Source organism: Steroidobacter sp., from assembly GCF_016790065.1.
Classification (GTDB): Bacteria; Pseudomonadota; Gammaproteobacteria; order Steroidobacterales; family Steroidobacteraceae; genus Steroidobacter.
This window is the reverse complement of the sequence record NZ_JAEUPY010000630.1, coordinates 23,297-36,455: the sequence shown is the minus strand read 5'-3', so window position 1 is coordinate 36,455 and position 13,159 is coordinate 23,297. Positions and strand designations below refer to the sequence as shown.

Annotated in this window: 11 protein-coding genes and 1 tRNA gene; 4 read left to right on the top strand and 8 right to left on the bottom strand. The window is 60.9% G+C overall.

The genetic code is table 11. The annotated features are described in order from the left end of the window. Both JNL55_RS26095 and JNL55_RS26090 read right to left on the bottom strand, forming a co-directional pair. Positions 1-676, bottom strand: a 676-nt coding sequence (locus JNL55_RS26095; RefSeq protein ID WP_293861339.1) for a universal stress protein, incomplete at its 3' end; no start/stop codon positions are given. 1 nt (position 677) lies between these two features. Continuing rightward, the gene (locus tag JNL55_RS26090) at positions 678-1,055 is read right to left on the bottom strand and encodes a GreA/GreB family elongation factor (RefSeq protein ID WP_293861336.1); all 378 of its coding nucleotides are present in this window, start codon (positions 1,053-1,055) and stop codon (positions 678-680) included. A gap of 119 nt (positions 1,056-1,174) precedes the next feature. Between JNL55_RS26090 and JNL55_RS26085 the strand changes: the two genes are divergently transcribed. From JNL55_RS26085 to secD, 3 genes are all read left to right on the top strand, one after another. Beyond that, positions 1,175-2,089, top strand: coding sequence for a LysR family transcriptional regulator (locus tag JNL55_RS26085; RefSeq protein ID WP_293861333.1), 915 nt, complete (start codon positions 1,175-1,177; stop codon positions 2,087-2,089). A gap of 52 nt (positions 2,090-2,141) precedes the next feature. Continuing rightward, positions 2,142-2,510: a hypothetical protein gene (locus JNL55_RS26080; protein WP_293861330.1), complete on the top strand. Its 369-nt coding sequence runs from the start codon at positions 2,142-2,144 to the stop codon at positions 2,508-2,510. 115 nt (positions 2,511-2,625) lie between these two features. Further along, positions 2,626-4,956 (top strand): protein translocase subunit SecD, encoded by a 2,331-nt coding sequence (secD, locus tag JNL55_RS26075; protein WP_293861327.1) that lies wholly within the window; start codon positions 2,626-2,628, stop codon positions 4,954-4,956. A gap of 2 nt (positions 4,957-4,958) precedes the next feature. Here the strand turns inward: secD and JNL55_RS26070 are convergent. Further along, positions 4,959-5,035, bottom strand: a tRNA-Arg gene (locus JNL55_RS26070). Positions 5,036-5,589: 554 nt separating this feature from the next. Here JNL55_RS26070 and JNL55_RS26065 point away from each other — a divergent pair. Beyond that, positions 5,590-6,249 carry a TetR/AcrR family transcriptional regulator gene (locus tag JNL55_RS26065; protein WP_293861324.1) on the top strand — a complete coding sequence of 220 codons (660 nt, stop codon included), beginning with the start codon at positions 5,590-5,592 and terminating at the stop codon, positions 6,247-6,249. Positions 6,250-6,253: 4 nt separating this feature from the next. Here JNL55_RS26065 and JNL55_RS26060 read toward each other — a convergent pair whose 3' ends face one another. The 5 genes from JNL55_RS26060 to JNL55_RS26040 all read right to left on the bottom strand — a co-directional run bounded on the left by JNL55_RS26060 (position 6,254) and on the right by JNL55_RS26040 (position 13,153). Continuing rightward, complete coding sequence (locus JNL55_RS26060; protein WP_293861321.1) at positions 6,254-6,961, bottom strand: hypothetical protein; 708 nt, start codon at positions 6,959-6,961, stop codon at positions 6,254-6,256. Positions 6,962-6,963: 2 nt separating this feature from the next. After that, a complete protein-coding gene (locus JNL55_RS26055) occupies positions 6,964-8,607 on the bottom strand; it encodes a GMC family oxidoreductase (protein WP_293861318.1) in 1,644 nt (547 codons plus the stop codon). Then, the gene (locus JNL55_RS26050; RefSeq protein WP_293861315.1) at positions 8,582-10,795 is read right to left on the bottom strand and encodes a TonB-dependent receptor; all 2,214 of its coding nucleotides are present in this window, start codon (positions 10,793-10,795) and stop codon (positions 8,582-8,584) included. The genes JNL55_RS26055 and JNL55_RS26050 overlap by 26 nt, the downstream gene beginning before the upstream one ends. Positions 10,796-10,908: 113 nt before the next feature. Continuing rightward, entirely contained in the window at positions 10,909-12,204 is a 1,296-nt protein-coding gene (locus JNL55_RS26045; RefSeq protein ID WP_293861312.1) for a spinster family MFS transporter, read from the bottom strand. Positions 12,205-12,268: 64 nt separating this feature from the next. Beyond that, positions 12,269-13,153: an AraC family transcriptional regulator gene (locus JNL55_RS26040; RefSeq protein WP_293861309.1), complete on the bottom strand. Its 885-nt coding sequence runs from the start codon at positions 13,151-13,153 to the stop codon at positions 12,269-12,271. Between the last annotated feature and the right edge of the window lie 6 nt (positions 13,154-13,159).

The window sequence follows — 13,159 nt, the reverse complement described above, 5'->3', positions numbered from 1 at the left end:
CGACACCGTAACGCGAGTGATCTTGACTGGCGCGTTTGAGCAGTTCACGGACTGCATCGGCTGCTTCGCGTCGCGAGTGCTCGACGTATGAAAGGACTTCCTGAGTCGCGACGCCAGCCGAACGCATCATTCCTTGATATGGAGGCTCGCACACGTGCATGACCATAGCCTGCGCACTTGAATTCAGCACGAGCGCTTCGGCTGCGCGCACCACGGCGATCGATTCTTCTCCCACATCGAGCGCGATCAATACATTCTTGTACGCCTCGATGGCGGGCTGTTGAACAATGAGCAACGGACATTGGCGTGTGCTCAGCACCTTTTCAGCGATGGTGCCTTCGAGCACATCGCGTATGCCTCGCTTGCGATGCGGCCCGACCACCAGCATGTTGACGCTATGCCGAGCGATAGAATCGAGAATGAGTCGCGCGGGGCTGCCGGTACGAACGGCAAATTGCGGCTGTGGGCCGTGCAGCCAAAGCGGCGACTCAGCGCGCGCCTTCAATTTTGCATTTGCCAGCTGTAGCGCGTGTTCGAGATTACGTTCCGAGGTGGCCGGCGAGACCACATGCAATAGCGACAGTTCGGCGTTCAAACGCTGCGCCAGCAATCCGGCGCGATCCACTGCCGGCTCGCTCTTCGGCAACAAATCGGTCGCGCACAGCAGCTTGGTCATATCACACACTCTCGATCCGTAGCCGGCGAACACCTCCGGGCATGAGCCACTCGACTTCGTCACCTTGCCGATAGCCGAGCAGCGCGGTGCCGAGCGGCGCCAAGACGGAGATGCGACGTGCGCTCACATCCGCGTCGGCGGGGCTCACCAGAATCACTTCCTGCCGCTTGCCGCTGCTCAGATCCAGGATCTGCACGGACTTGTGCATGGTGACCACCTGTGGCGAAACCTCGCTCGGCTCCAGCACTTGCGCGCGTTCCAGCTCCGCCCGCAGCTCTTCGAGATGCTCTTGATCATGACTCGCGGCGGCACGGGCCGCCAACAAGCCACGCAGCACTCGTGCATCGGGCTCGGAAATCACAATCGGATGGTCGCGCATCATTGACTCCACATCAGGTTCGTAACCATGGTGGGGGCGGACACTGCTTAGATCAATTAGAATTATTCTTGTCGATACTTAGCTATTGTCGAAGTGTTTAAGTGACTATCGGAGCCGCCATGAGCACCGCAATCCCCCGGCTGAACTATCAACACCTGCTCTACTTCTGGTCGGTGGTTCGCACCGGCAGCCTGACGCGCGCGTGCGAAGAGCTGGCACTCGCTGCGCCGACCGTGAGCGCGCAGCTGCGCACTCTTGAAGAGCGCATTGGCGAGAAATTGCTGGTGAAGTCGGGGCGAACGCTGGTGCCCACCGAAGTCGGCAGGCTGGTCTACAGCTACGCGAATGAAATTTTCGGGCTGGGCCAAGAGCTGATGGAAGCGCTGGAGCAACGGCCGTCGGCGCGCCCATTGAAATTAGTGCTGGGCATCGACGACGTGCTGCCGAAGGAGATCGCTTACCGGATCGTCGAGCCCGGCCTGCAATTGAAGCAGCCGGTCCGCATCGTGTGTCGTGAAGGAACGTTGGAACGCCTGGTCGCCGATCTGGCCGTGCACGAAGTCGACGCTGTGTTGTCGGACTCTCCAGTCACGCCTTCGCTGAACGTGCGCGCCTACAGCCATCCGCTCGGGGGCTGCAACGTTTATTGGATGGCCACGCCGACCTTGGCGAAAACGCTACGCCGCGGCTTTCCAAAGTCGCTGGATGGCGTGCCAGTGCTGCTGCCCACGGATGACACTGCGATCCGGCGTTCTCTGGATCAGTGGCTGGACCGAAACAACATCCGCCCGTTGTTGCTCGGCGAGTTCGAGGACTATGCGATGTTGCGTGAGTTCGCTCGCGAGGGACATGGGTTCGCGCCGGTACCCTCGGTGCTCGAAGCGCAATTCCGTAAACAGCATGGCTTGATGCGCATCGGTCTCGCACGCGGCGTGAAGGCAGAGTTCTTCGCAATCTCGGTGGAACGCAAGATCAAACATCCAGCCGTGGCTGCCATGACAGACAACGCCCGACAGCTGTTCTCACAAGCTTGAGGGACCACCGGGTTGCGAGCGCCGGCAACTTGTTCTAGCCTGCCACCCGCCGATGCTTACATTGCTCACATCGCAGTCGCGGATTTTTACGCTCATCGCCATCGTGTGGTGGGCGGCGCTGCTGAGCCCGACACAGACGCAACGCTTCGCTGAAGGCTTGTTCGATGGCGTCGACATGCCGGCGGCTGTGGCCTCGGTGGATCGGCATCTTGCGTTGTATACGAAGGAGCGCCGTCGCTCCGACTCCGCGCGCGACGGCAATCCGCCCGCTGCTGTAATCGCAGTCACACACTCGATTCAATTTTCTGGCGAACGCGCTCGCCAGATCATCGCTTTCTCGCCTCGGCCTGCCGCAGAGCAGGCACGCTCTCCTGCCCAACCCCGAGCCCCTCCCGTGGCCACTCGCGCTCTCGCCGGCTGAAACATTTCAGTCGGATCGCTGAGCGTTCCGTGTCATTTCAACTCCGGTGCCGCCGCTCGAAATAGCGGCAGGCCGGCTTGCGCGCGCTCAGCGCGGCATTGAACGGGAGAATTTCGTGGTTCCTGCAAAATGGAAGCTCGCGTTGTACGGGCTCATCGTCATCGTCGGCAGTCTGGTCGCATTGCCCAGCCTGTTTTCTACTGAACAGCTAGCAGCGTGGCCGGAGTGGCTGCCACGCAAACAAGTCTCGCTAGGCTTGGATCTGCGAGGCGGCGCGCATCTGGTGCTGGAACTGGATCAACGCGCACTACAAAAGGACAAGGAAGACGAGGGCCTGAGCGACGCCGCTGCCACCGAGCGTTTGCAATCGGCGCTTCAGCAGAGCATCGAAATCGTGCGTCGTCGCATCGACGCCATCGGTGTCGCCGAACCCACCGTACAAGCGCTGGGCACGAGTCGAATTCTGGTGCAGCTCCCCGGCATGCAGGATCCCGCGTCGATTCGTACTCTGCTCGGCAGCACCGCGAAACTCACGTTTCACCGAGTGGAGTCTTCGGAAGCGCGCGGACAAGCAACGCCGCGTATCGGACAGATTCGGGTTCCAGCAACCGATGAACCGGTCGATTACATCCTGCAGCAGCGGCCCATGCTTCAGGGCGAGCGACTCACGCAAGCCAGCGCCGGTCTCGACTCCCGCACCGGCGGCCCGGTGGTTTCATTTCGTTTCGACGATGTCGGCGCCAAAGCCTTCGCCCAAATCACGCGCGACAACGTCGGCCGACAGTTCGCCATCGTGCTCGACGGCAAAGTGATCAGTGCGCCCGTGATTCAAGAACCCATCCTGGGCGGCTCGGGACAGATCTCAGGCAACTTCACCATGGCCGAGACCAGCTCGCTGGCCGCACTACTGCGCGCGGGCGCGCTGCCCGTGCCGCTGCAGATCGTCGAAGAGCGCACGGTCGGCCCCGATCTGGGCAGCGATGCGATTCGCATGGGCGCAATGACTGGCGCCATAGGATTGTTGTTCGTGTTGGTGTTCATGACCACGCTGTATCGAGGCTGGGGCGTGGTCGCCAATCTGGCGCTGCTCATCAACGTCACACTCACGCTCGCCGCACTCACGCTGCTCGGTGCAACGCTGACCTTGCCGGGCATTGCCGGCATCGTGCTCGGCATCGGCCTCGCAGTCGACGCCAACGTTTTGATCAACGAGCGCATTCGCGAGGAGACACGCAACGGCAAGTCAGCGGTCATGGCGCTGAAGAATGGCTTCGATCGCGCTTACGCCACCATCATCGACTCCAACGTCACGGCGCTGATCGCCACTGCGTTGCTGTTCTGGCTCGGCTCGGGACCGGTGCGAGGATTCGCGGTGACGATGGCACTCGGCATTGCGATCTCGATGTTCACCGCCGTCGCCGTCGTCAAAGCCATCATGTCGCTGTACCTGCACTGGCAGCGTCCGAAGCAGTTCGTCATCGGCTCACTGTTGCCGGCACGCTGGCTCAGCGCGACGCCTAAATTCCAATTCATGCGCGCACGCTTCATCGGCATCGGCGTGTCAGTGATCTTGTCGCTCGCCTCGTTGGCACTGTTCGTCAAGCCCGGCCTGAACTACGGCGTCGACTTCACCGGCGGCACCATCATCGAAGCCTCTGCGCCGGCCGCCATGAATCTCGCCGATCTGCGCGCGCGACTCGAACAGGCCGACCTCGGCGAAGTCAGCCTGCAACAGGCAGGCAGTGACGGCACGACGATTCTGGTCCGCATTCAACAACAACCTGGCACCGAGCCGGCTGCGCAGACTCAGGTCGCCGAACGCGCGAAAGCGGCGCTGCTGGAAGTAGAGCCCGAGGCCAGCTTCGATCGGGTCGACATCATCGGCCCCAAGATCAGCGGCGAGCTGGCGGACGCCGGCATCCTGGCAGTGTTGTTCGCCAGTGTCGCAATGTTTGCTTACATTTGGATTCGGTTCGACTGGCACTTCGGCGTCGGCGCGATCGTCACGCTAGTGCTCGATGTCACCAAGACAGTGGGCTTTTTTGCGCTGACCGGGCTCGAGTTCAATCTCACCGCCATCGCCGCGTTGCTGACGTTGATCGGCTATTCGGTCAACGACAAAGTAGTGGTGTACGACCGCATGCGCGAGAACCTGCGCTTGTATCCCGAGCTACCGTTGCGACAACTCATCGATCGGAGCATCAACGAGACGCTGGCGCGCTCGATCTACACGTCAATGACCGCATTCCTCGCCATGCTGCCGATGGCTATTTGGGGCGGCGCTACGGTTTCGAGCTTCGCGGTGCCGATGGTGTTTGGAATCGTGGTGGCGGCCAGCTCTTCGGTATTTATCGCGGCGCCCATCCTGTTATTCCTCGGCGAGCGCATCAAGCCTCGGACCGTCGGATTGGAGGAAGTCACTATTGCGGAAGGGAGTCGACACTGAGATGGCGCGCCCGGAGAGATTCGAACTCCCGACCTCATGGTTCGTAGCCATGCGCTCTATCCAACTGAGCTACGGGCGCCCAGTGTCGATTGGCCGACGGCGTGAGCCGTCCATCCTGTGCCGGAGCCGTGAGGCAGCGGGGCCGTGTCGTGTGCGGAGGAGGTGTCGGAGCCCTTGGGGCCGCGCCGACGCTAGAAGGCTTTTCCCTAGTGGAATCAGTAGCTTACCAATTCACACCCAGCCTTTTGCCGAACCATCCGCTGACACTCTCGGGCGTCAGGGCTAAGCGCCTGTCGCCGCGAGGGCGCGCATCCTACCACAACAATGCCCAGATGCAGCTAGTGGTGTGTTGGCGGGCAGCAAATTCTGCAGGGCTGGCGGTTGGGCAATGGCGGCTGGGGAGCGGGCGACCGAGCGGTTCACTGACCGCACGTTCGTCCCGTGAGCGCTCAACGAAACCTGCAGTGAGCGCGAAGTGTCGAGTATCTGTACAAGTGTTTGTAGGGAGTGTCGCTAACGCGAATTTTCCGACAGCAATGCTTACCGTCATTCATTGCGATGCCTGTCATTCTGCCTCATCATTCACGGGCTTTTTTGCACGAGTATTGCTGAGGGAAGATTATGGCTGCGCGGGTGAGCGCCTCGAAGGCAAATAAGAAAACCGAAGTGCAATCGCACAAGCATGAATTACGAACCGAGGTTCAGGAATTCAAGCGGCGGCGAATTCTGGAACAGTCACGCGAACTGTTTTTTGCACAGGGCTATGAAGCGACCACGCTCGATACCATTGCGGCCGAGCTGAAAGTCACCAAGCCCTTCTTATATTCCTATTTCCGGAACAAGAGCGAGATCCTCAACGCCATCTGTGAAATCGGCATTCGCTCGCCGCTGGCAGCGCTGGATGAAGCGTTGTCGACCAAGCTACCACCGGGTGAGAAATTGCGACTCGCCATCGAGCGCGTGACTTCGGCAGTGCTCCAGAACCAGCAATGCATCGTGGTGTATCGGCGCGAAGAAATGAATCTGGAGCCCGAAGAAGGCCAGGTGCTGGCGGAGCTGAAACAAGAATTCGATCGCAAGCTGTCGGCGTTGTTACAAGAAGGCGCCAAACGCGGCGAATTCGTGTTCGACGATCCGGATTTCACCGCGCTCTCCATCGGCGGCCTGCTCACGTGGGCAGCATTGTGGTGGCGGCCGATGGGTCGCTGGTCACAAACCGACGTGGTCATGCACATGATCCGAAACGTGGAGCGCATGGTCGGCCGCAAGGCACGACCCACCGCCACGATCTGAGGCGTTACACCGTCCAGCTATTGCTATTGAGTAACGTCGCGTTCAACGCAGCAACGTGGTGTTGCGCGTTGCGAATGGCGCCACCGAAAGCCAGCGAATAACGCTCGACGACTTGTTCCGCCGCGCCCTCCGAACGAGCGCCGTCGAGACTGGCCCACTCCGTCAGCACTTGCCATTGCGCTTGCTTGGAAGGAAACATCGGGTGCTTTCCAGACTGGTGCGCCAGCCGCGAACGCAGCCAACCGGGCCGGCGCGATTGCGCGTTGGCCTCGACATCACGAAACCAGGTTTTCAAATCCTCAGCGCGTGACTCGTCGATATCGAAGCGCACAGTAGTGATGACCGGTGCAGTCACCGCGCCTGAGCGACTGGGCCGCGCATCGGGTTCGAATGCACGAGCCGGTATGCCGACAACTACATCCTGCGCAAAGATAGTATTGGAATGATTGCTGATCTTGTGTAACACCTGTTCGGTGAGCTGCCGATCGTCGTGCCGCACCTGAACGTAGGCGTCGCTGGAGAATATTTCCAGACTCGGGATCTCGTAGACATTACAGATGAAAGGCGCCAGCTCGCAGGAATGATAAGCGTGGCAGCTATGAAAGCCGGCGCGAATCAAGTCGGGCGCGTGGCGCGTGTCATACCAGCTAACAAACTCGGGCAGGTACGCCGGCTCGACATCCATTCTCACGATATACAACAACGGCAACATGGTCAGATGCCGGTCAGCAGAGCGGCGGCACGCTCGGCGATCATGATGGTCGGGCCGTTGGTATTGCAGGAAGGCAGGCTGGGCATGACAGCGGCATCGATCACTCGCAATTGCCGAATGTTCTTTACGCGCAGTTCGGGATCGACCACCGTCTCCGGATCGTCGACTGCCCCCATCCGGCAAGTGCCGATCGGGTGGTACATCGCGAACGAGCCGGCGCGTACGTAAGCCTCCCAGTGCTCGTCGGACGTCACCGCTTCGCCGGGCAAATACTCCTTGCCAACGTGTTCACGAAGCGCAGGCGAGTTGAAAATTCCGCGCATGATGCGAGCTCCGTCGATCAATGTTCGCACGTCGGCCTCGGCCCCCAACAACGGGTGTTCGATGATGGGCGCGTCCTGAGGATGCGCCGATCGTAACCGAATCGTGCCTCGCGACTGCGGCCGACTCACATTCACCGCCAGGCTCACGCGATTGGCCTCCGCCAATATCACTTTATCCGGCGTCACTTCATAGCCGAGCGGCTGGAAATGAATCTGCGCATCGAAGACCGGCAATTCGGGGCGAGTGCGAAAGAACGCGCCCACATGAGAAATCGGACTGGTCGCCGGCCCACGCCGGAGCAAAGCGAACTGCAAGGCGCGCATACCGAAACGCCAGCGAGAATGTGCATCGACATTCATGGTACGCATGTGCACGTCGTAACTGAGCATGATGCCCGGATGTTCCTGCAGATTACGACCGACGCCCGGCAACTCTTGCACACAGGAAATGCCCTGACGTTCCAGCTCGTCACGGGGACCAATGCCAGAGAGCATCAGGATTTTAGGCGAGCCAATGGTGCCAGCCGCCAGCAGGATTTCACGACGAGCCACCGCTACCTTGCTAACGCCGTAGTGTTTGAACTCCACTGCCTCGGCGACACCGGCCTTCACTCGAATGCGATCCACAAACGCGCGCGTCAGCAGTCGTAAGTTCTTGTGGCCGCGTATCGGTCGCAAATAACCACGCGCAGCACTGCATCTCAACCCTTTCCATTGCGTGGCTTGGTAATACCCAACGCCTTCCTGAGCCGCGCCATTGAAGTCATCGTTACGCGGAATCCCCGCCACCGCGCAGGCATCGACAAACAATTTGTTGAACGGATGATGGACGCGCAGATTCGAAACGCCCAGCAAGCCGCGATCTGAATGAAACTGACCGGCGCCGTTCTCGTTGCGCTCGGCGCGCAAGAAATACGGCAACACTTCCGGGAAGCTCCAACCCGTGGCGCCCTGCTCCACCCATCGCTGGTAATCAGCAGGATTGCCGCGCAAATAAATCATGCCGTTGATGGAGCCGCCGCCACCGAGCACTTTTCCCGACGGCCAGTTGTCGGTGCGGCCATTGCGTGAGGGATCGGGCTCGGTCTCGTATTTCCAATCGTAATCGGCATTGCCGACCAGACGCGCCGAGCCCGCCGGCACATAAACCGCAGCTCTGCGATCGTCACCGCCGGCTTCCAACAGAATGACGCTGTAGCCCGCGTCGACCAACCGACGCGCAACTACGCAGCCTGCGGAACCGCCACCCGCGATCACGTAGTCGGCGGTCAGTGTCTCAGTGGTGTCGTGAGCCACGTTAGAAAGTCTTGGTGAACTGGACACCGTAGCTGCGCGGCGCGCCGAAACGGGAGAACACATCGCCCAGAAACGGAATGGCGTCGACGCGATACAACTCGTCCGTCAGGTTCTTTCCGAACAGCGCGATTTCCCACTGCGCGTGCAAGGCTTGTAGCGCCACGCGTGCGTCCAGTAGTCCGTAGTCATCTTCGAGCACCGTGTTCTCCACCAGCCAGGGCATATCGTCCTGCCACTGATATTCCACGCGCGTGTCCAGAGACAGCCCGCTAGTGATCGGCACGGTGTAGTCAGCGCCACCGGTGAAACGAAACTCTGGCGTGCGTGCCAACCGATTGCCGGACAAATCGTTGCCGGCCGAATCGATGAAGTCCTGATATTCCGAGTCCAGATAAGAACCGCTCAGCCATACTTGCAACGACGGTATCGGCCGCAACTGCACTTCCAGCTCGACACCGTCGATGCTTGCCGACGCTGCGTTATCGATGATCAGCGACAGGCCGGTATCGTCGAGCTGCTCGACTTGCAGATCGTCGAAGGCTGTATGAAACACCGCAATGTTGGCTCGCATGCGGCCGTCGGCCCAGTCAGTCTTGGCGCCGACTTCATAAGTCCAGGCAACCTCGGGATCGTAAGGCAGCAGCGCAGCCGCTTCGGTGCCGGGTTTGCCTTGCCAGCCGCCACCTTTGAAGCCGCGTGCCGCACTCACATACAACAGTGCGTGATCGTTGGCACGCCAGTCCAAACTGGCCTTGGGTGTGAACTCGCTCCAACGCTTGCTGGTTCGAATATTCCAGAACTCCGCGCCGAGCGGCGCCACGCAATAGATGAAATCGGGCTGCGCGCCGAAATCCAGACACTCGGAGCGATTGCGATAGTTCTTATCGTCATAGGTATAACGACCGCCCGCGGTCAGGGACACCGTATCCGTCAGCTCCCAATTCAGCTCGCCGTAAATCGCCGAGCTTTGGGTGATGTTTTGTTGATCGTAGATGAACTCGCCGTCCAGAATGTCGCCGACGCTACCTGGGCCGAGCACTGACAGAAATGTGGTGGCGATGCTGTTATCGATGATGTCGGTCTGTTCGCGGAGAAAATACAAACCAGCGACCCAGCGCAGAGCGCCGGCGGCAGAACGGATGCGCAAATCCTGAGTGATGCCGACGTACTTCTCGCGCTGCGCATTGGCTGCATCGGTCAACGACGGCGGCGAGCGCGTGCCCACTAGCGAATAACGGCCGTTGAAGTCGCCGTAACGAACTGCCGACAAGTAGGTCAGCGTAGGTCCGCCGCTCAGCCGATAATCGAAGCGCGCCGTCAGCCCTGCGGTGTCCTGATCTTCCCATTGAGGCCACGGTGCGTCGCTCTCGCGCACGTTGGTGCTCAATAGCCCGGACCCGACCACCACCCCCAAGCCAGGCACCGATGCATCGTCCACAGCCCGACGCGACTGACCATGGGTCTGGTTGTGACTGAAGTCGGCAATGACATTGATGTCCAGCGCCTCGCTGGGCTGGAACGACAACGAGCCACGCAGTGCGTAGCTATGCTGATCGTCGAGCGCTTCATCGAGCAGGGTATTTTGGGAGTAGCCGTCATGCTCGCGGAAATAAACCGCCAGCCGCCCTGCCACGGTGTCGGTCAACGCGCCGGTCACATAGCCCGAACCTTCCCAAAGATTCTGCCCACCCAGCGCATCGTATTGGCCATACGCCAGCGCAACGCGGGCGGCAGTCTCATCGCTCGGCCGTGCGGTGAGCAGGTTGACCGCACCGCCAACCACATTTTTTCCATACAACGTTCCCTGCGGACCGCGCACGACTTCGATGCGCTCCAGATCGAACAGGGGCGGCGTCGCCGTGCCGCGGCGACCGACATAGACCTCATCGATGAAAGTGCCCACCGAAGGCTCGGCCGCCGAGCCGGTCAGACGCAACGTGCCAATGCCGCGAATCACTATTTCTTGTTGATTGCCGATTTGTTGGCCGAAGCTGAAGCTGGGCGTACGGCTGGCGACCTCGGACAAGTCGACGATGCCCGCTTTACGCAAGGTTTCATCGGACAGCACGCTGACCGCAACCGGCACATCCTGCAGGCGCTCATCGCCGCGACGGCGCGCGCTCACCAGCACTTCTTCGATCTGCCCGGCTTCGACTTGATCGGACGTTGGGTTATCGGCGGCGGGCGCGATCGATGCGGCAAGAATCAACAGCACGGGCCACGCCGCAACGCGGGGATGATACCGAACAGGCCGGTAACCCATTGTGAGCTCCTTTCAACACCCCACCCCCGCGGGGCTGCGACTATACCCGGATGCCGGCGGTGGAGCTATTCGTGCCAGTCGTCGCGCACGCCGTTGGCCGCCAGCAAATATCCAATGGTGGCCGGAACGTTTGCTACCAACACCGCCAACAATCCATAGCGCAGCGACACCGTCGGTTCGGCGGCAACGAATGCATCGCTCACTACACCGACCAGCAACGCGCCGCCACCGATGCCGAGCAGATTACTCACAAACAATGTCAACGCCACACCGGTGGCGCGCAAGCTCACGCCAGCCACTCCATGAGTCGCCGCAAGCGCCGGGCCGACATACACCATGCTCACGAATGCAGCCGGCACTAGACACAACAAACTGGCAGAGACCGACGGCGACAGAATGGCAAATGCATATGACGGCGTGGCGACCACGGTTGCGATCGCCGGCACCCAAAGCAACCAACGCCGTTCGTTACGTGACAAGCGAGCCGTGATACTGCCGCCGACGATTGCACCGACGCCTGCCACCAATCCGCTGATCACCGCTAGCGTCGCTCCGGCGCGAGACGGAGTCATTCCATGCACGCGCATGAAGAATGCAGGCAACCAAGTGGCAACGCCGTAAGTCACCATGGATTGAAACCCACCGGCCAGCGCGATGAACACGAGCGTCGGCCGACGTAACAAACGGCCCAAGTCAGCCCAGAAATGCGTCGGCGCAGACGACGACGGCGCGCCTTGCGAAGGCAACGACATGCCTCGCCTCGGCTCGCGCAGCGTTACTAACACCACCAATGCGACGGCGATGCCAGGCAATCCAATGATGACCAGCGCCGCACGCCAGCCGAACGCTTCAGCCAACCAACCGCCGCCGAGCAGACCGATAAACACGCCCACCGAAGCGCCGGCCGCGTATATCGACAGCGCAGTGGCTCGATCCCTCGGCCGAAAGTAATCGGACAAAATCGAATGCGAAGGCGCGACGCAGCCCGCTTCGCCGACGGCCACACCGATCCGCGCCAACAACAAGTGAGCAAAGTTTGCGGCCGTTCCACACAGCGCAGTCATGGACGACCACACGATCATGCATACCGCGATCAGATTGCGCCGTGACTTCAGGTCCGCCAGGCGGGCGATCGGCACGCCGGCGGTCACGTAGAACAACGCAAAGGCCAGCCCGGACAACAAGCCGAGTTGAGTATCGGTGAGCTGCAGATCGCGCTTGATGGGTTCGATCAACACCGACAGCACTTGCCGGTCGACGAAGTTGACGATGAACACCAAGGTCAACAATGCCAGCACGTAGTATCGATAGCCGCGCGACACGCTATCGAAGCTGGACACCGGCGTGGACGTGAACTTCACAAACGACCCCTGGCGGCCCGGCGGACGGGCGCCATCACGATCGAGCATTGAGTGGGGTGGGGAGTTAGCCCTGTTCGTTGATGTAGCGGGTCGGCGCAGCGCCGAACGCTTTACGGAACATCGCCGTGAAAGCACTCGGGCTGTTGTAACCGACATCGAAGGCGACGGCAGTCACCGGCTCGCCGCTCGCGAGGCGTGACATCGCTTCCATCAGGCGCACATGTTGGCGCCAGGTCGCAAAGCTCATCTGGGTCTCGCGACGAAACATTCGCGTGAAGGTGCGGCGGCCCATGCCGGCGATCCGAGCCCAATCGTCCAGCGTATCGGCGTGCGCGGGATCTTCCAGAATCGCGCGACACACTTTGAGAAGCCGAGGATCCTGCGGCATGGAGATGTCCAGCGGGATGCTGGGCGCACTGGCGATCTCGTCCAGGATCAGCCGCATGACGCGACCGTCGCGCCCCTGCTCGTCGTATTCGATGGGCATACGAACCGCGGCGATGATCAACTCACGCAGCAGGTCGGAGACTTCGAACACCCGGCAGGCTTCCGGCAGATCGCCTCGCACGCGCTCGTCGATGTAGAGCGTGCGCACCGACACATGCCCCCGACAGGCCATCTCGTGCGCGACGCCGCTCGGAATCCACAACGCTCGCTGTGGCGGCAGGATGTAGCTGGCGTGTTCGGTGGTGACCGAGGCTACGCCGGAAATCGAGTAGAGCACCTGGGCACGGGTGTGCGAGTGCCGAGGCTGAGTGGTACCCGACGCATATTCGTCGGCCAGGGCCGCAACTGGACGGGGCACGTCCTGATAGTCGATGCTCCGCGTGCTGCGAGTGGAGCCACTACGAGTCGCTTCCCCAGCCGCTTGCGCACGATGGAGCGAGGGTTTGGCAGCGCCACGGCGCTGGCCCGGACGAGATGAATGTTGCTCCATCGGCGATGGCACACCAGT

Coding starts and splice junctions, on each gene's coding strand:
- JNL55_RS26090 (WP_293861336.1), bottom strand. CDS start 1,055: ATGCGCGACCATCCGATTGTGATTTCCGAGCCCGATGCACGAGTGCTG.
- JNL55_RS26080 (WP_293861330.1), top strand. CDS start 2,142: ATGCTTACATTGCTCACATCGCAGTCGCGGATTTTTACGCTCATCGCC.
- JNL55_RS26060 (WP_293861321.1), bottom strand. CDS start 6,961: ATGTTGCCGTTGTTGTATATCGTGAGAATGGATGTCGAGCCGGCGTAC.
- JNL55_RS26085 (WP_293861333.1), top strand. CDS start 1,175: ATGAGCACCGCAATCCCCCGGCTGAACTATCAACACCTGCTCTACTTC.